The sequence below is a fragment of the Magnetospirillum sp. ME-1 genome (genome assembly GCF_002105535.1).
GTDB lineage: Bacteria > Pseudomonadota > Alphaproteobacteria > Rhodospirillales > Magnetospirillaceae > Phaeospirillum.
In genome coordinates this window covers 1249289-1264694 of sequence record NZ_CP015848.1, presented here as the reverse complement: position 1 = coordinate 1264694, position 15406 = coordinate 1249289, and the positions used below count along the sequence as shown (strand labels likewise).

17 protein-coding genes are annotated in these 15406 nt (G+C 66.7%); 4 read left to right on the top strand and 13 right to left on the bottom strand.

Going from position 1 to position 15406, the window contains the following annotated elements; all coding sequences use genetic code 11:
• Positions 1-179: 179 nt before the first annotated feature.
• On the bottom strand, positions 180-1865 hold the full coding sequence (locus WV31_RS05850) for a cation acetate symporter (protein ID WP_085372683.1): 1686 nt from the start codon (positions 1863-1865) through the stop codon (positions 180-182).
• Positions 1865-2221: a DUF485 domain-containing protein gene (locus WV31_RS05845; RefSeq protein ID WP_145980765.1), complete on the bottom strand. Its 357-nt coding sequence runs from the start codon at positions 2219-2221 to the stop codon at positions 1865-1867. Before WV31_RS05845 ends, WV31_RS05850 begins: the two co-directional genes overlap by 1 nt.
• A 476-nt stretch (positions 2222-2697) precedes the next feature.
• Between WV31_RS05845 and WV31_RS05840 the strand changes: the two genes are divergently transcribed.
• Positions 2698-4137 (top strand): DUF294 nucleotidyltransferase-like domain-containing protein, encoded by a 1440-nt coding sequence (locus WV31_RS05840; protein ID WP_085372681.1) that lies wholly within the window; start codon positions 2698-2700, stop codon positions 4135-4137.
• A gap of 126 nt (positions 4138-4263) precedes the next feature.
• On the opposite strand, the gene WV31_RS22400 is transcribed toward WV31_RS05840, so the two are convergent.
• The 6 genes from WV31_RS22400 to WV31_RS05815 form a co-directional block, all read right to left on the bottom strand.
• Entirely contained in the window at positions 4264-6294 is a 2031-nt protein-coding gene (locus WV31_RS22400) for a 3'-5' exonuclease (RefSeq protein WP_237051510.1), read from the bottom strand.
• Between the two features lie 122 nt (positions 6295-6416).
• Complete coding sequence (locus tag WV31_RS05830; protein ID WP_145980764.1) at positions 6417-6614, bottom strand: hypothetical protein; 198 nt, start codon at positions 6612-6614, stop codon at positions 6417-6419.
• A gap of 100 nt (positions 6615-6714) precedes the next feature.
• The gene (locus tag WV31_RS21980) at positions 6715-7251 is read right to left on the bottom strand and encodes a hypothetical protein (protein ID WP_168185860.1); all 537 of its coding nucleotides are present in this window, start codon (positions 7249-7251) and stop codon (positions 6715-6717) included.
• 13 nt (positions 7252-7264) lie between these two features.
• The gene (purS, locus tag WV31_RS05825; protein WP_085372679.1) at positions 7265-7507 is read right to left on the bottom strand and encodes a phosphoribosylformylglycinamidine synthase subunit PurS; all 243 of its coding nucleotides are present in this window, start codon (positions 7505-7507) and stop codon (positions 7265-7267) included.
• Between the two features lie 56 nt (positions 7508-7563).
• Positions 7564-8328, bottom strand: a complete 765-nt coding sequence (gene purC, locus WV31_RS05820; protein WP_085375488.1) for a phosphoribosylaminoimidazolesuccinocarboxamide synthase — start codon at positions 8326-8328, stop codon at positions 7564-7566.
• A gap of 174 nt (positions 8329-8502) precedes the next feature.
• Positions 8503-9264: an NRDE family protein gene (locus tag WV31_RS05815; protein WP_085372678.1), complete on the bottom strand. Its 762-nt coding sequence runs from the start codon at positions 9262-9264 to the stop codon at positions 8503-8505.
• A gap of 110 nt (positions 9265-9374) precedes the next feature.
• Here WV31_RS05815 and WV31_RS05810 point away from each other — a divergent pair, with 110 nt between their 5' ends.
• Complete coding sequence (locus WV31_RS05810) at positions 9375-9704, top strand: DUF1476 domain-containing protein (RefSeq protein ID WP_085372677.1); 330 nt, start codon at positions 9375-9377, stop codon at positions 9702-9704.
• A gap of 33 nt (positions 9705-9737) precedes the next feature.
• Here the strand turns inward: WV31_RS05810 and WV31_RS05805 are convergent, their stop codons facing one another.
• Together WV31_RS05805 and WV31_RS05800 are read right to left on the bottom strand one after the other, a co-directional pair.
• Complete coding sequence (locus WV31_RS05805; protein ID WP_085372676.1) at positions 9738-11060, bottom strand: diguanylate cyclase domain-containing protein; 1323 nt, start codon at positions 11058-11060, stop codon at positions 9738-9740.
• Between the two features lie 85 nt (positions 11061-11145).
• Positions 11146-12075: an ArgK/MeaB family GTPase gene (locus tag WV31_RS05800; RefSeq protein WP_085372675.1), complete on the bottom strand. Its 930-nt coding sequence runs from the start codon at positions 12073-12075 to the stop codon at positions 11146-11148.
• Between the two features lie 85 nt (positions 12076-12160).
• On the opposite strand from WV31_RS05800, the gene WV31_RS05795 reads away from it, so the two are divergent.
• A complete protein-coding gene (locus WV31_RS05795; RefSeq protein WP_085372674.1) occupies positions 12161-12643 on the top strand; it encodes a disulfide bond formation protein B in 483 nt (160 codons plus the stop codon).
• Positions 12640-13194: a demethoxyubiquinone hydroxylase family protein gene (locus tag WV31_RS05790; RefSeq protein ID WP_085372673.1), complete on the top strand. Its 555-nt coding sequence runs from the start codon at positions 12640-12642 to the stop codon at positions 13192-13194. The genes WV31_RS05795 and WV31_RS05790 overlap by 4 nt, the downstream gene beginning before the upstream one ends.
• On the opposite strand, the gene WV31_RS05785 is transcribed toward WV31_RS05790, so the two are convergent.
• Genes WV31_RS05785 through WV31_RS05775 form a run of 3 tightly spaced genes read right to left on the bottom strand, consistent with a single transcriptional unit; the run spans position 13178 to position 15335 of the window.
• Positions 13178-13768: a histidine phosphatase family protein gene (locus WV31_RS05785; RefSeq protein WP_085372672.1), complete on the bottom strand. Its 591-nt coding sequence runs from the start codon at positions 13766-13768 to the stop codon at positions 13178-13180. The genes WV31_RS05790 and WV31_RS05785 overlap by 17 nt on opposite strands.
• Positions 13765-14469, bottom strand: a complete 705-nt coding sequence (locus tag WV31_RS05780) for an NUDIX hydrolase (protein ID WP_085372671.1) — start codon at positions 14467-14469, stop codon at positions 13765-13767. Before WV31_RS05780 ends, WV31_RS05785 begins: the two co-directional genes overlap by 4 nt.
• The gene (locus tag WV31_RS05775) at positions 14469-15335 is read right to left on the bottom strand and encodes a universal stress protein (RefSeq protein WP_085372670.1); all 867 of its coding nucleotides are present in this window, start codon (positions 15333-15335) and stop codon (positions 14469-14471) included. Before WV31_RS05775 ends, WV31_RS05780 begins: the two co-directional genes overlap by 1 nt.
• Between the last annotated feature and the right edge of the window lie 71 nt (positions 15336-15406).

Sequence of the window (15406 nt, the reverse complement as noted above, 5' to 3'; positions counted from 1 at the left end):
ATACACCAATGCGACATCGAACCATCGTGTTCATGGCTGCGATTGATGCTCGCTTTTGTGATCCACTTTGTCCTTCGTGGCGCCTACCCTCGTGGTAGGCGCCCTTTTTTCTCATGAATTCGGCACGAAACAGGGGCACCGGTTTCCCGATGCCCCCGCCTTTCGCTCGATTCCAAGCCTTAGTGGCTGGCGGCGCCTTCGGCACCCAGGCCGGTCTCGGACCGGATGGACTGGGCTTCGTAGGCGGCGCGTTCGGCCTGGGCCTGCGGGCTGTTGTCCATGATGGAGAACAGCCACGAGAAGAAGAAGGCCGCCGGCACCGAGAACAGGGCCGGATAGGCGAACGGGAACAGGGCCTCCTTGAAGCCGAAGCTCTGCACCCACACGGCCTTGGACAGGACCACCATGATCACGGACATCAAGAGACCGATCATGCCGCCGAGAACGGCGCCACGGGTGGTCAGGCCGCCCCAGAACATGGACAGGATCAGCACCGGGAAGTTGGCCGAGGCCGCGACCGAGAAGGTGAGCGCCACGATGAACGCCACGTTCTGCTTCTCGAAGATCAGGCCCAGCAGCACGGCGACGATGCCGAGAGCGATGGACGAGATCTTGGAGACGGTCACTTCCTTACCTTCGGTGGCCTGGCCGTGCATGATGACGCTGGCGTACAGGTCGTGCGAAATCGCCGACGCGCCCGCCAGGGTCAGGCCCGACACCACCGCCAGGATGGTGGCGAAGGCCACGGCCGAGATGAAGCCGAGGAACAGGTTGCCGCCGATGGCGTGGGCCAGCCACACCGCGGCCATGTTGTTGCCGCCCTTCAGGTCCAGGGAGCCGAGGCCCTTGGCCAGGTATTCGGGATTGGTGGCCACCAGGGTGATGGCGCCGAACCCGATGATGAAGGTCAGGATGTAGAAGTAGCCGATGAAACCGGTGGCGTAGAACACCGACTTCCTCGCCTCGCGCGCATCGGGAACGGTGAAGAAGCGCATGAGGATGTGCGGCAGGCCGGCGGTGCCGAACATCAGGGCCATGCCCAGCGAGATGGCGTCCACCGGGTTGGTGACCAGGGCGCCGGGCGCCATGATCGCCACCTTCTTGGGATGAACCTCGATGGCCTTGACGAACAGCTTCTCGAACGAGAAACCGAAGTTGTACATCACGCCGAGAGCGATGAAGGTAGCGCCGCCCAGCAGCAGGCAGGCCTTGATGATCTGCACCCAGGTGGTGGCGACCATGCCGCCGAAGGTGACGTAGATCATCATCAGCGCGCCGACGACGATAACCGCGTACAGATAGTCCATGCCGAACAGCAGCTTGATCAGCTGGCCGGCGCCGACCATCTGGCCGATCAGGTAGAAGATCACCACGATCAGCGAGCCGGTGGCCGCGAAGGTGCGGATGGGCGTACGGGCAAGGCGATAGCCGCACACGTCGGCGAAGGTGTACTTGCCCAGGTTGCGCAGGCGCTCGGCGATCAGGAACAGGATGATCGGCCAACCGACCAGCCAACCCACCGAGAAGATCAGGCCGTCATAGCCCGAACCGTACACCAGGGCGGAAATACCCAGGAACGAGGCGGCCGACATGTAGTCGCCCGCGATGGCCAGGCCGTTCTGGAAGCCGGTGATGCCGCCGCCGGCGGCGTAGAAGTCGGCGGCGGTCTTGGTGCGGCCGGCCGCCCAGTAGGTGATTCCGAGGGTCGCGCCCACGAAGATCACGAACATGATGATGGCGTGCCAGTTGGTTTCCTGCTTCTGGGCATTGCCCATGTCGGCGCCGGCCGCCAGGGCGGCGGTGGCCAGGAGCGCCATGCCGCCGAAGGCGAGCGTGGACGCGATTGCGGTCTTGGTCATCTTCATCAGCGGGATTCCTCGATGATCTGGCGGTTCATTTCGTCGAACTCGCCATTGGCGCGATAGACGTAGATACCGGTCAGCGCGATGGCCGACAGGATGACGCCCACGCCGATGGGGAAGCCGATGGTGGTGACGCCGGCGCTCGACAGCAGGGTGCCCAGCCACGCCTTGTTGAAGGCGATGATGAGGATGAAGCCGAAATAGATGGCGAGCATGATCACCGACAGCGTCCACGCGAAGGCGTTACGCTTGGCGACCAGCTCCTTGAACTTCGGATTGTTCCGAATGTGCTCGGCACTCGCGAGATTCGCGGCCGAAGGTGCGTTATGTGAGCTCACTTTGACCCTCCACTTTGTCATCGCCGCCACCGGAAAGAGGCGGACGATTGTTGTTTTCAGCTCCCGGTCTTGTTGCCGGATTCAGCATTTTTAAGCGTGCAGGCGCACGAGGGCACCTATGCGTACGCGTCATACGCCCGCAGCTTGCCTGAGGCGACGAACCTCATTAACATCCGCGTCCTTTGGCGTCAACACCAACTGAAAGCACCTGATTTATTCAATAGGTTATTCTAATGAGAAATTAGGTATTCGTTTCGAACCTTCACCAGCTTTTCTCAAGACGACGCCAAATTCCCTTTCAGTTTCTGTTTAGATTACAGAAATTGTCACTTGACGCATCCGCCGCGACGAGGCGAAGCCGCCCAACCCACATAGAGTAAACACCCTATCGTGTTCTCGGAATGGATTGACCGGCACATTTAGACTTTTACGATATGGCCTCTTTTCAGGCTGAAATAGGTTGAATTTTCCACCTCCGCCACTATCGTACACGCGCCATGAACGACATCGCCGCTCTCGCCCGCATTGACAGTTTTCCTTATCGCCATCGCCTGCGCGAGGTCATGAGCACCCCCGTGCTGACCGCGCTGGCCTCGGTGACCTTGCACGATGCGGTTCACCGCATGTACGAGGCCCGGGTGTCCTCCATCGTCGGCATCGATGCCGATGGGCGCACGCTGGGCATCTTCACCGAACGCGACCTGCTGCGCATCCTGTCCAACAACGGTCCGGCCGGTCTGGAACTGACGCTGGACCAGACCATGACCAAGCCGGTGGCCACCGTTTCGGCCGACGCCTACGTCTATGTGGCGCTGGCCCGGATGACCCGGCTCGGTCTTAGGCATCTGGTGGTGGTCGACGCCGACAACCGGCCGTTGGGCATGATCACCGGCCGGGCGCTGCTCAAGGTGCGCGCCACCGAGGCTCTGGTGCTGGGCGATTCGGCGGAAAGCGCCGCCAATCCCGACGAGATGAAGTCGGTGATGACCAACCTGCCCAGGCTGGCCAAGGGCCTGCTGGGCGAGGGCGTGACGGCCCGCAACATCGCCTCGGTCATCGCCCTGGTGCTGCGCGACCTGACGGCGCGGGCCGCCGAACTGGCGGAACAGTCACTGCTGGACGACGGCTGGGGCCCCGCGCCCGCCCGCTACGCCGTGCTGATCCTCGGCTCGGGCGGGCGCGGCGAAAGCCTGCTGGCCTTCGACCAGGACAACGCCATCGTCCACGACGGCAAGCCGTCCGATGACCCCTGGTTCGCCGAACTGGGCAAGCGCCTCAACGACACCCTCAACAAGGCCGGCATTCCGTTCTGCGACGGCGGCGTCATGGCCCGGGAATCCAAGTGGCGCAAAAGCCTGGAAGAATGGCGCGACGAGGTCCACGGCTGGGTCTTCTCGGTCGAGAACCAGACAGTGATGTACTGCGACATCTTCTACGACTTCCAGCCGGTGTGGGGCGACCGCGCCCTGGCCGAGGAGTTGCGCGGCATGGCCATGGAAAAGGCCGCTCAGTCGGCCTTCTTCCTGCGCTACCTGGCCCAGAACGTGGCGGGCATGGACGGCTCCATCGGCCTGTTCGGCAACTTCGTCACCAAGCAGGGCCGCCTCAACGCCAAGAAGTTCGGCCTGCTGCCCCTGGTCAGCGCGGCTCGCATGCGCGCCATCCGCGCCCACATCACCGCCACCGGCACCGACGAGCGCTTCGCGGCGCTGAAGGAATCCGGCGTGCTGCACGAAGACGACCTGCGCGATTTCGTCGAAGTGCGCGAGGTCGTGCTGCGCGTCATGCTCGAGCAGCAATTGGCCGACATCGCCCAGCAGATTCCCGCCTCGGCCAAGATCGATCCCAAGCGCTTCGACAAGCGCACCCGCGCCCGCCTGAAATGGGCCTTCCGCCGCCTGAAGACCTTGAAGTTCGTCTGCGGCGTGGGCGGATAAGGATACGGGGCTCCTGCCCCGTAACCCCGGTTGGAGGCGATGCCTCCAAACCTCCCTTTCATTCATAAATCGAAATGGGGTCCGGGGCATCGCCCCGGATGGGCTCGGGCGATAGCCCGACAGGCCCTACAACACGCGCTGACGCTCGTGCAGGATCATGGCGATGTCCAGCGTCTTGACCGCCTCGTCCAGGGTATGGATGCCCCTGCCCTCCAGGGCCTCGATCTGGCGCAGCAGCACCGCCGCCGTCACCATGGAATCGCCCAGCGCCGTATGGCGGTCGGTGATCTCGATGCCGTAGCGCTCGCAGATGTCGTCCAGGGAATGCCCGGCTTCCGGCCCATCCAGGAAGTTGGACAGGATCATGGTGTCCAGCACCGGATTGTCGAAGCGGATGCCCATATCACTCTCCCGCATGCGCAGGAACTTCAGGTCGAAGGCGGCGTTGTGGGCCACCAGCACCGCGTCGGCCACGTAGGAACGGAACTGGGGCAGCACCACGCCGGCCGGCGGCTTATCCACCACCATCTCGTCGGTGATGCCGTGATAGCGGATGGATTCCGCCGGAATGGGCCGGCCGGGATTGACGATGCGGTTGAAGCTCTCGCCCGACAGGATGCGGCCGTTGACGATGCGCACGCCGGCGATGGAGACGATCTGGTCGCCCTGGGAGGGGTGCAGCCCGGTGGTCTCGGTGTCGAACACCACGAAGGTCAGCGACCGCAGCGGCTGGGAGCCCATGGCGCCGGTATCACGCGACTGTTCCAGCAGGGTCATGTCGTAGAATTCGGGCCGGCCGGGCAGCACCTGGCGGCCGTGGCCGTGCTGCTCGACCCCCTTGCGCATGGGAATGCGCAAGCTGCCGCCGCCATCATGGCGGTCACGGATCAGCTCGGTTCCCGCGTGATGCTCCAGCACGTCCTTGACCGTCATGCCGCCCAGCGCCACCAGCGGCTGGGCCAGCCAGCGGTCCAGTTGGGCCTGTTCGACCACCTCGCCGTCCCAGGCGAATTCCACCCAGGCGCCATGATCGTCGGCGCCGCCCGACAGATCGAACTGGGTGGCCCCGCTGCGGTCGGCCACCCGCCAGATCAGCGATTCGATGGCCATCACCAGGGAATGGGAATCGCCATGCAGCCAGGCCGGCAGGCCGATTACGGTGGCCTCCATGCCCTCGCCCAGACGGGACGCCACGAAGGTCAGCAGCTCGGTGGAATTGATGTCGGCCATGGGCCACCAGCCGGCCAGCATGGCGTGATAGCCCTTGGTGACCCGCTTGATGGCGTCGGAGATCACCATGCATTCGTGGCGGATGGTGTGGGAATCGCCCGCCGACAGCATCATGCGCCGCAGGGGCATTTCGACGTCCTCGGCGATCTCGCGCAGCAGGGCCTCGCGTCCGGCCAGGGCGGCCAGTTGCGGCCCGGCATCCACCAGGGTGACCACATAGCCGGTCACCGTGCCTTCTTCGCTGCGGATCAGGGTCATGCGGCCCTGCAGCAGCATGCGGTCGTCATTGGTCCCGGCCAGAAACGGCAGCCCGCCTTCGGCGGTGCCGGCGCGATTGGCCAGGATGTCCATCATATGCATGACCGGCTCGCGGGCGATGGTCTCGAACAGCGAGCGCCCCAGCCCCAGCTCCGCCGTTTCGCGCAGCATGTCGAAGGCCACCTGGTTGTAGAGCACCAGCTGGTGGCGCTGATTGCACACCACCACGCCTTCGTGCAGGTCGTTGAGGATGGCGGCCAGCCGGTTGGAATTCTCTTCGGACTTACGGGTGGCGGCGGACAGTCCCTCGGCCAGTTCCGCCCTGGCCTTGACCATGCGCGAACAGACCTCGTTCACCGCCTCGGGCAACGGCGCGATCATGAAATAGCGCTCGGGATCGATGCGGTCGCGTCCGCCGCCGCCATAGGCGATGGCGCGCACCTCGGCCGCCATCTTCTTGATGGCGCGGACCACCAGGAAGTCGATGGCCTTCCACGACACGGCGAACAACACCGCCGCTCCGGCCAGGGAGACCATCACCAGCGCGGTCAGCTCCTCGCGGTCGACCACACCCTGGGACAGGAAATACCCCGCCGCGACGGTAACCGCCACATCGGCGGCAAACGCCGCCGCGAGCCACGGAAACGGGCCTCGCCACTTGACCGCCACGGACACCTCTCCTCGACCATTGCCGTATTTTAGCCTTTTCCAGTATGACGCCGTGCCCGGCGTCCCCAGTCAACCCCGGATGTGCGTTCCGGGGCGGCAAAATGACGAAGAGTGATGAACGATCAGAGCCCGGCGGTGGGATAGCGCGACGCCAGCAGGGCCAGGGCGGCGGTGACGGTATAGCCGGAATAGTAGCTTTGCAGCAGCAGACGGGGGTCGACGCCGAGCGCGCGGGCCGAACTTCCCAGCTGGTCCTTGAGCCGGGTTTCCAGGTCGGCGGCCCAAAGGGTGTAGCCGCTGTCGAAAAGGGGATAGGCCATCTCGCACTCCATGACCGCTCCAGGGAAAGGAGCCATGTCACGCATCATGAACGCCAAGTATGGCGGCCTTGGGACGGCTTTGCGGCGAAACCGTGGGAGATCAGGGACACTTGGGCAGACGGCGCATCTGCTCCAGCGTGGCGGTAGCGGCCACCCGCACCGCGCAGGACGGTGCGGCGGTCACCGCCGGGGCGGGCGCAGGGGCGACGGGGGCGGCTGCGGCCGGAGTGGCCGGACGCGGCGGCTGCGCGGGCGGTGGCGGGGCGGGCGGTGGCGGGGCGGCGGCCTTCACCGGAGCAGGCGGAGCCGGTGGCAGCACGGGCTGGACGGCGGCCGGGGGTGGCACAACGATGGGAGGGGCGATTGTCGGAGCAACCGCCGGCGGCGCACTCACGGCCGCTGGTCGCGGCGAAGCCGGGGGGGCTTCCGTCGCGGGCCAGTCCGGGGCGTTGAGAGGCGGAGTCGGGGAAACGGGCGGGCCGACCAGCACGCCCAGCACACCGCCGATGCCATCGACGATGTCATCGAACAGGTCCGTCTTCAGGGGCTGGGTCCGGACCGCCGGATCCTCGGCCCGGACGGGCATGGCCGAAACCATGCCCAGGCAGAGGATCAGGCCGGAAAGAAGCCGCCGCATCGCCACAACCGGCTCAATCCACCAGTTCGATGGCGTAGTTCTCGATCACGGTGTTGGCCAGCAGGCCCTTGCACATCTGCTCCACCGTATCCTTGGCCTTGGCCCGGTCGGTCTCGGCCAGATCGAGTTCGATGTACTTGCCCTGGCGCACGTCGTTGACGCCGGCGAAGCCGAGCGAGCCCAGCGCGTGCTGCACCGCCTTGCCCTGGGGATCGAGAACGCCGTTCTTGAGGGTGATGTGGACTTTGGCTTTCACGTCGGTCTTTCCGTGTTGTACGAGGGAACGATTAAGAGGGGGACGCTCCCCCCTGCTTACTGCATCAGTGCGGGACCTTTGAGATCGCGGGGTCCGCCCTCGGGCAGGATGCCGAGGCGGCGGGCCACTTCCTGGTAGGCTTCCTCCACGCCGCCGAGGTCGCGGCGGAAGCGGTCCTTGTCCATCTTGTCGCCGGTGCGGATGTCCCACAGGCGGCAGGAATCGGGGCTGATCTCGTCGGCGAGAACGATCTGCATGTCGTCGCCGTTATAAAGGCGGCCGAACTCGATCTTGAAGTCCACCAGGCGGATGCCGACGCCGAGGAACAGGCCCGACAGGAAGTCGTTGATGCGCAAGCCCAGCGACATCATCTCGTCCAGGTCCTGGGTGGTGGCCCAGCCGAAGGCGGTGATGTGCTCTTCCGACACCATGGGGTCGTTCAGGGCGTCGGACTTGAAATACCACTCGACGATGCAGCGCGGCAGCGGCGTGCCCTCGGACAGGCCGAAGCGCTGGGCCAGCGAGCCGGCGGCCACGTTGCGGATCACCACCTCGAGGGGAATGATCTCCACCTCGCGCACCAGCTGCTCGCGCATGTTCAGGCGGCGGACGAAATGGGTGGGAACCCCGATCTCGCCCAGGCGCAGCATCAGATATTCGGAAATGCGGTTGTTCAGGACCCCCTTGCCGGTGATGGTGCCGCGCTTCTTGTTGTTGAAGGCGGTGGCATCATCCTTGAAGTACTGCACCAAGGTGCCGGGCTCGGGTCCTTCGAACAGGACCTTGGCCTTGCCCTCGTAAATCTGTCTACGTCTTGCCATGGAAAAATCCAAATCGATGGCGCCCGCTTCACATCCCCCACGGAGGTCGGGCGGGGAACGGCGCGGACGGCGAAGGGGCGGCGGACGGACCGTCGCCTGTGTTTCGAGCTTGGTATAGCAGGCTCGGTTGCGGGAAACAATGAAACGAAGCGGGGCCGGGTCCGCCCCGCTCCTTCAGGCCACGGCGCCGTACTGCGTGCGGTCCGGCCGCCCGGCGGCGAAGCGCCAGACCCGCCCGGCCTCGGCCTGTTCCGGGGCCGGCAGGGCGATCAGCGAGGCCGACACCGTGCCGAATCCGTCGGGGCGCAGGAAGCACATGGCGGGGGCTTCCTCGCCATCGGGACCACGCCCGCCGGTATCGGCCATCAGCGCCTGCCAGGATGCCCAGTCGCCGCCCGTGGGATGGCCGGGATCGGGAACCGGCGCGGCGGCTTTGGCGAAGCGGTCGAGATAGGCGGCGATGCGCGGGCTGCTGCGGTCGTCCAGGTCGAGCGCGCTCAGCATGTGCAGTCCGGGGGCGATGGGCTTGACCTCCACCCGGTTGCCGTCGGCCCGCACCCAGAAGGCGTCGCGGTTGTCGGCCACCACCATGTTGAACGGCCGGTAGGAATCGCCGTTGAGGTGGGACAGGGCTTGGGCCGCGTCGGCGGCGTCGGCGTGGTCCAGGGCTTCGAGCACCAGTTCGCCCCGCGAACGCTTGCCCGGCGCCGGTCCCAGGGTGCCGATGCGGTTGAGGATGGCCGCCGCCACCCCGGTATCGTTGACGCCCAGCCAGGTGCCGCCGGCCAGCTCGTCCAGGCCGGCCACCACCTCGGGCCGGTCGTCCCACCAGCGCCCCGGCGGCTTCCATGGCCGGGTGTTCATCTCGTCGCGGTTGGCGGCGATGATCAGGGGCCAGTGGTGACCGGGCCGGCGGAGCAGAACAAGGGTGCACATGCGCAAAAATCCGTTTCTAGCGGCGCTTTCGCCCGTTATAACACGGCTTGCGCCTGCAGCTTTCAACTGCCGGCGCCAACCGTAACAAAGGGAATGGAACGCGGCGCGCCATGACTGCCTTCGACGATCGCGAGAAAGCCTTCGAGGCCAAGTACCGGCTGGACCAGGAACAGGAATTCAAGGCGAAGATCCGCCGCGACAAGCTTCTGGGGCTGTGGGCCGCCGAGCAGATGGGCATTGCCGGCGACGCCGCCAAGACCTACGCCCTGTCGGTGGTGGACGTGGAGTTCGACGCCACCGACCGCGACGCCGCGCACAAGATCACCCGCGATTTCATCGCCAGCGGCGTGGCCATCGACGAAGCGGCCATCCGCCACCAGATGGCCGTTTTGCTGGAAGTGGCGCGCGAGCAGCTGATCGCCGAGATGGGCCGTTCCTAAGACGGCCGGGGCGGCGGGAAAACCACCGCCCCCTCAGCCCCCGGCGGGGGCCTCTGCCAGGTCGATCTCGTCGGCCGGCATGGAATCCGAGTAGAAGCAATAGCCGTTGCGGCCCGAATGCTTGACCCGGTACATGGCCACGTCGGCGGCCTTGGCCACCTCGTCCATGGTGTTGCCGTCGTCGGGGAACACCGCGATGCCGATGGACGCCCCCACCTGACAGGCATGTTCGTTGTAGAAGATGGGCGAGCCCAGGGTCTCGATGATCTTGCGCGCCACCATGGCGGCCTCGCCCGGGCGGCCGATCTCCTCGACCACCACCACGAATTCGTCACCGCCCACGCGCGACACCGTGTCCGAGCTGCGGACGCAATTGTTCAGCCGCCGCGCCACCTCGCGCAGCACCGCGTCGCCGGCTTCATGGCCCAGGGTGTCGTTGATGGGCTTGAACTTGTCCAGATCCACGTAAAGCACCGCCATGCGGCCGCCGTGGCGGCGCACGCGGGCCAAGGCGTGGCTGATGCGGTCGTTGAGCAGATTGCGGTTGGGCAGTCCGGTCAGGGTATCGTGGTGGGCCAGGCGCTTGATGCGCTCCTCGTTCTCCTTGCGCTCGGAGATGTCGCGCAGGATGCCGGTGAACAGGCGGCCCTTGCCGTAGCGCAGTTCGCTCACCGAGATTTCCATGGGGAAGTGGGACCCGTCGGCGCGATAGCCCATGCTTTCCACCGAGCGCCCCATCAGCTTGGCCGAACCGGCCAGATACTGGGCGAACAGCGCCTGGTGCTGGTCCTGCATCTCGGACCCCATCAGCACGCCGATATGCTTTCCCACCAGCTTGCCCTTGGGATAGCCGAACATGCGCTCGGCCGCCGGGTTGGCCGTCTCGATCAGGCCATGCTCGTCGACGGTGATGATGCCTTCGGCCACCGAGGCCAGAACCCCCTGAAGCCGCTCCTCACGCTCGCGCAGCGCCTCGGCCGACTTGACGAACTTCGAGATGTCGCGGGCCTCGACCAGGAACGTTTCCTCGGGGCCGGGAATCAGGCGGACACGGATTTCCGCCTCGAACAGGGTGCCGTCGCGGCGCATCAGCTTCAGCGGCAGGAACTCTTCCTCGGCCAGCAATTCCCAGCCCGCCTCCACCAGGAAGCGGTAGTCGGTCTCGACGAATTCCACGAAGGCCGTGCCGATGGCGTCGCCCTCGGAGCCCAGCCCCAACACCTTGACGCCGGCCTGATTGATGAAGACCACCTCGCCCTGGCGCAAAATGCAGACGAGCGCCGACACGAGCTCGAGCAGCTCGTGTTCGGCACTGACCTTTCCGGCCTCGGCGACGGCGGCAACGGACGAGGGCACTCGGTTCCCCCATGACGATAGTTGGGTGATGGTCGGTCGAATGGCTGGGGATGTCAATATCTGCGAGGGCAGACGCCGGAATTAATCAACCTTTAGCGTCGAACCCCAATCGCAGCGACAGCTCCGACAATCGGGCGAAGGGCGACGCACCGGGAGGCAGCGACAGGTCGCCGGCACGGCGAACGCCTTCGCGGCCAAAGCGCTCGCGCACCGCTTCCTCCAGCCACGCCTCGGCCTGGGAGTGCCTGATTGCGGCCAGGCGTCCGGCCTCGCCCAGGGCGGCGGCATGGGTGTCGATGGCGGCGATCAGGTCGTCCACCCCCTCGCGCCGGGAGGAAGAGACCATCAGGACCGGCGTTTCCCAACCCTCGTGACCGCCTCCCCCGCCCAGGCCCAGGGCGCCCAGCACGTCGGCGCGGGCGCGGACCGCCGCCGCCCCCATGTCGGCCTTGGTCACCACCACCACATGGGGGATCTCGGCGATGCCCGCCTTCATGAATTGCAGCGAATCGCCCGAGCCCGGCTGGACGCAGAACAGCACGGTGTCGGCGACGCCGACCACGTCGGTCTCGCTTTGCCCCACTCCCACCGTCTCGATCAGCACCACGTCGTAGAGCGCGCGCATCAGCACCATGGCCGAGACGGTCAGCCCCGCCAGGCCGCCCAGGCGGTCGCGCGCCGCCATGGAGCGCACGAAGACGCCCTGGTCTTCGGGATCGGTGGAGAGCCGGGTGCGGTCACCCAGCAGGGCGCCGCCCGAGCGCCGGGACGACGGATCGACGGCGATGCAGCCCACCGTGCGGCACCGGCCGCGCCAGCCGGCGATCAGAGCGTTCATCAAGGTGGACTTGCCGACGCCGGGCGGCCCGGTCATGCCCACCACATGGGCGCGGGGCTCGGCATAGGCGCCGTCCAGCAGCGCCACGGTGGCGGGCGCGTCGGGGAAGCGTTCCAGTTCGGCCAGGGCGCGGGCCAGGGCGGCCTTGCCGCCCGCCCGGATGTCGTCGAGGGTCACGTCGTCTCCTTCGGACTGGGGCGGCGATTGTCCCCGCCCCCGACGGGGTGGTCAAGGCCGCGCATCATCTTTATAGTGCGGCGCAATGAACATCGCGCCCCGTCATATCGCCCTTTCGGTGGCCGGCATCTGCCTCGCCGCCCTGGCTTTCGCCCTGGTCGCCCAGTACGGGTTCGGCCTGCGCCCCTGCAATCTGTGCCTGATCCAGCGGGTGCCCTTCGCCCTGGCCGCCCTGCTGGGGCTGGCCGCGCTGAAGGACGGCTGGCCCGCCGGCACGCTGCTGCGCCTTGCCGGTATCGCCCTGGTGATCAACGGCGGCATCGCCGTCTACCACGTGGGGGTCGAGCAGCACTGGTGGGCCTCGGCGGTCTGTTCCGGCAGCCAGCAAGGCGCCGTGGCGGTGGCCGACCTGATGGCCGAGATGAGCCGCCCGGCGGAAGCCCAGTGCGACACCCCCGCCTGGTCGTTCCACGGCATCACCATGGCCGCCCTCAACGTGCCGTTCTCGGCCCTGTTCGGCCTCGCGGTGCTGTGGGCGGTCAGGCGTTCGAAAGGCCTGACGCCATGAAGACCGCTGAAAACCGCATTCCCGGCGATCTGGACCATTCGGCCCTGATCGACCGCTTCCTCAGGGTCAACCAGGCGGGCGAGCTGGGAGCGGTGCGCATCTACGAGGGCCAGCGGGCGGTGCTGGGCCGCAAGGGCGCCAAGGCGGCTCCCCTGCTCAAGCACATGGCCGAGCAGGAGCAGGAGCACCTGGACGCCTTCAACCGCCTGATCGCCGAGCGCCGCACCCGCCCCACCCTTCTGTCGCCGCTATGGCATCTGGCCGGCTTCGCCCTGGGGGCCGGCACCGCGCTGCTGGGCGAAAAGGCGGCCATGGCCTGCACCGTGGCGGTGGAGGAGACCATCGACGAGCACTACGCCCGTCAGGCCGAGCAATTGGGCGAGGACGAGGCGGAATTGAAGGACACCATCCTCAAGTTCCGCGCCGACGAGATGGAGCATCGCGACATCGGGCTGGAGCACGGGGCCGAACAGGCCCCCGCCTATCCCGTGCTGTCGGCGGCCATCAAGGGCGGCTGCCGCCTGGCCATCTGGCTTAGCGAGCGGATCTGAACCGCCATCCCGCCGGCTCGATGCGGGTGATCAGGCAGTTGCGCGACGGCATCTCGGGCAGCATCTCCACCGGCCAGCCCAGGTGATGCAGCGCCAGCGAGCGCACCACGTTGCCGTGGGACACCACCAGCACATGGCCGTCCTCGGCCAGGGGCAGGATATCGGCCTCGAAGCAGGTGACCGCGCGCTCCAGGCAGTCCAACATGGATTCGCCGCCCTCGGGCCGGAAGGACACGTCGAAGGCGACCCGCCGGCGGACGGGATGGGCCGCCAGGGCGGCCTCGTCATCGGCCACGCCTTCGAATACGCCGAAATTCCGTTCGTTCAGCCGGTCCAGTTCCCGCCGCCGGCCGACCACCCGCGCCTGGGCGGCCTCGAGCAGCAGGTCGCAGGTGTCCACGGCCCGCGACAGACGCGAGGTCAGCACATGGGCGAAACGCAGCCCGAACAGGGCGTGGCCGGCTTCCCGCGCCTGGGCCCGTCCCAGTTCGGTCAGGAGATGATCGCTGATCCCCGAGAACACTCCGTCACGGTTGCCTTCGGACTGGCCGTGACGCACCAGGAACACCGTCATGGCAACAATCCCCGCAGCCGGCTCTGAAGAAACGCGGCGATGCCGTGACTATCCTCGAACTCGCCGGACATGATCATCCCCGCCAAGGTCTCGGGGGCGACCATGACCACCTCAGTGATGCCCTCGGCGGGCTGGGGGCCGCCCACATCGTCAAGTTCGGCGTAATAGAGGTCCAGCCCTCCGTCGCTGAGAGACGTGTCGCATAGCGACCGGCCCAGATGAACCATCCGGGCGACCCGACCGCCGATCTCCTCGGCCACCTCACGGTGGACGGTTTCCTCCATCCCATCCCCCGGTTCGACAGATCCCCTGGGAATTTCCAGAATGGAACGGCCCACCGCATGGCGGAATATCCGGACCAGCGCGACCTTGCCCCGGTAAAGCGCCAGAACGCCGACCCCCCGAGAATTGGTATACATCGCCCGATTATGGGTGCCCAGCGACCCATCGGGAAAGCGGACCGCGTCACGCATCACCAGGATGTAGGCGTCTTCCACCAGCACCCCCACTGAGGCCGAGGCCGGAGGCAGGCCCTTGGCCCGGTTCCGCCGCGCCACCACCTTCGACGCGGCAGCGATGTCGGCCTCGTCCAGCAGAATTTCGATGCCCCCCGCCGGCCGCTGGAACAGCTCCGGCCGCACCTCGACCAGTTCCCGGTATCGGCGGTAATCAGCCCGCCGCCGCGCCCCCTCTCCCCCCATCAGTGACACATCAGCACATGCAGCGGCGCGTGGGCGATGACGTGGCGGGTAACGCCCCCCAGGATCAGCTGGCGCAGGCGCGAATGGGTGTAGGCCCCCATCACCAGCAGATCGGCGCCGGTCTTGGCGGTCTGGCGCAGCAATTCCTCGCCGGCGTGGGAACTGGGGGCCTGGATGACGGTGGTGGAGGCGCAGATACCGTTCCAGGCCAGATAGGTCTCCAGCTCGCCGGCCGGGGCGGGGCCGCCGGCATGCTCGGCCACCGTCAGGATACTCACCGAGGACGCCCCCTTGAGGAAGGGCATGGCGAAGGCCACGGCGCGAGCGGCCTCGGCGCTGCCGTTCCAGGCGATGCACACATTGGTGCCGGGCAGCGGGGCCGGCTCGGCGGGGCACAGCAGCAAGGGACGGCCGCAGCCCATCAACGCGGTGTTCAGCGTGATCATGGCCGATACCTCGGCCTCGCCGCCGGGATGGCCGAACACCACCAGATCGGATACCCGGCCGCGCCAGGTGACAATGTCCTCTTCGCGCCCGACCACCTCGACCCACTCGGCCGACAGGCCGTCTGCGGGCGGGGCATCGGCCAGCGGCGCGCCGTTGCGGGTCACGGCGGCGTCGAAGGCGGCACGGGCCAGCTTGGCGCGCTGGGCCGACTGAGTTTCGGCGATGCCGATCATCTCCTCGACCATGGCGCCCGACATGCCCTCGCCCACCAGCGGCACGGCGTTGGTGGGGTCGGTGCGCACGTGCAGGCCGACCACATGCCCGGAAAAGCGCCCGGCCAGACGCAGCGCCGTATCCAGGGGGATGGCGGCGGACAGTTCGTCCTCGACCGGGACCAGAATGGACTTGAAGGCGGACATGACGGCTCTCCTTGTCACGACATCCGGAATATTATGCGCCCGAACCGGCGGCTTGGAAATCCGCAGACTCC

Excerpts from the sequence above, each read along its gene's own strand:
- WV31_RS05830 (WP_145980764.1), bottom strand. The coding sequence starts at position 6,614 with ATGGCCTATCCCCTTTTCGACAGCGGCTACACCCTTTGGGCCGCCGAC.
- WV31_RS05795 (WP_085372674.1), top strand. The coding sequence starts at position 12,161 with ATGAACATCGCGCCCCGTCATATCGCCCTTTCGGTGGCCGGCATCTGC.
- WV31_RS05785 (WP_085372672.1), bottom strand. The coding sequence starts at position 13,768 with ATGACGGTGTTCCTGGTGCGTCACGGCCAGTCCGAAGGCAACCGTGAC.
- WV31_RS05815 (WP_085372678.1), bottom strand. The coding sequence starts at position 9,264 with ATGTGCACCCTTGTTCTGCTCCGCCGGCCCGGTCACCACTGGCCCCTG.
- WV31_RS05845 (WP_145980765.1), bottom strand. The coding sequence starts at position 2,221 with ATGACAAAGTGGAGGGTCAAAGTGAGCTCACATAACGCACCTTCGGCC.
- purC (WP_085375488.1), bottom strand. The coding sequence starts at position 8,328 with ATGGCAAGACGTAGACAGATTTACGAGGGCAAGGCCAAGGTCCTGTTC.
- WV31_RS05850 (WP_085372683.1), bottom strand. The coding sequence starts at position 1,865 with ATGAAGATGACCAAGACCGCAATCGCGTCCACGCTCGCCTTCGGCGGC.
- WV31_RS05840 (WP_085372681.1), top strand. The coding sequence starts at position 2,698 with ATGAACGACATCGCCGCTCTCGCCCGCATTGACAGTTTTCCTTATCGC.
- WV31_RS05790 (WP_085372673.1), top strand. The coding sequence starts at position 12,640 with ATGAAGACCGCTGAAAACCGCATTCCCGGCGATCTGGACCATTCGGCC.
- WV31_RS05780 (WP_085372671.1), bottom strand. The coding sequence starts at position 14,469 with ATGGGGGGAGAGGGGGCGCGGCGGCGGGCTGATTACCGCCGATACCGG.
- WV31_RS21980 (WP_168185860.1), bottom strand. The coding sequence starts at position 7,251 with ATGCGGCGGCTTCTTTCCGGCCTGATCCTCTGCCTGGGCATGGTTTCG.
- WV31_RS05775 (WP_085372670.1), bottom strand. The coding sequence starts at position 15,335 with ATGTCCGCCTTCAAGTCCATTCTGGTCCCGGTCGAGGACGAACTGTCC.
- WV31_RS05810 (WP_085372677.1), top strand. The coding sequence starts at position 9,375 with ATGACTGCCTTCGACGATCGCGAGAAAGCCTTCGAGGCCAAGTACCGG.